The organism is Nocardia sp. NPDC005366 (assembly GCF_040606855.1).
Lineage (GTDB): Bacteria > Actinomycetota > Actinomycetes > Mycobacteriales > Mycobacteriaceae > Nocardia.
On the sequence record NZ_JBEXFQ010000104.1, the window covers coordinates 1 to 1,115 of the forward strand.

1 protein-coding gene is annotated in these 1,115 nt (G+C 60.4%); it reads right to left on the reverse strand.

The features are described 5' to 3' along the window. A partial coding sequence (locus tag ABZS43_RS36605; protein ID WP_355040592.1) for an amino acid adenylation domain-containing protein occupies positions 1-1,115 on the reverse strand: 1,115 nt, incomplete at both ends.

A 1,115-nucleotide genomic window follows, 5' to 3' on the forward strand; every position in this document is an offset into this window, starting at 1 on the left:
GGGGCGCGGAAGGTCTTGACCTCGAAAACCGGCGCGGGCAACGCCTTACGATCCAACTTGCCCGACGCGTTGAGCGGAAACGCCTCCAACGTCACAAACGCCGACGGCACCATATACGCGGGCAACTCACCCGCCAACTCGACGCGGATGGCCTCGACATCAATCGAATACCCCGCACCCGCCACCACATAAGCAACCAACTGATCACCGAGACGATCATCCGAACGCACCAACACAACCGCCTGCGCCACCGACGCCAGACCAGTCAACGCGGCCTCGATCTCACCGAGCTCGATACGCAGACCACGCAACTTCACCTGGAAATCAGTACGACCCAAATACTCCAACTCACCCGCGGGAGTCCACGCCACCAAGTCACCCGTGCGATACATCCGCGCACCCACCGGACCGAACGGGTCAGCGACAAACCGATCACCGCTCAAATCAGGCCGAGCCACATAACCACGAGCCAACTGCACACCCGCGAGATACAACTCACCCGCCACACCCACCGGCACCGGATGCAACCGCGAATCCAACACATACACCTGCGTGTTGAACACCGGCGCACCGATCGGCACCGACACCGAATCCACATCCGTCACCTCATGGAACGTGACGTCGACCGCAGCCTCGGTCGGACCGTACAGATTGTGCAGACGCGCACCGGTCAACTCACGCAACTTCTGCGCAGTCGCCGCGGGCAGCGCCTCACCAGAGGCGAAGACATGCCGCAAACTCACACATTCGTCCGCGCCACCCTCGGCAACGAACACCGACAACATCGACGGCACGAAATGGGCCGTAGTGATCTGCTCATCGGTGATGACATCGATCAGATAACCGGGATCACGATGACCATCAGGCTTCGCCACCACCAACCGCGCACCGACCTGCAAAGGCCAGAAAAACTCCCACACCGACACATCGAACGTCGCAGGCGTCTTCTGCAACACCACATCATCAGCGACCAACCCATACTCCGACTGCATCCACACCAAACGATTCACGATCGCAGCATGCGACACCGCCACACCCTTGGGCCTACCCGTAGAACCCGAAGTGAAAATGACATACGCGACATTCGAAGAACGCAGCGGCGCACGACGATCCGC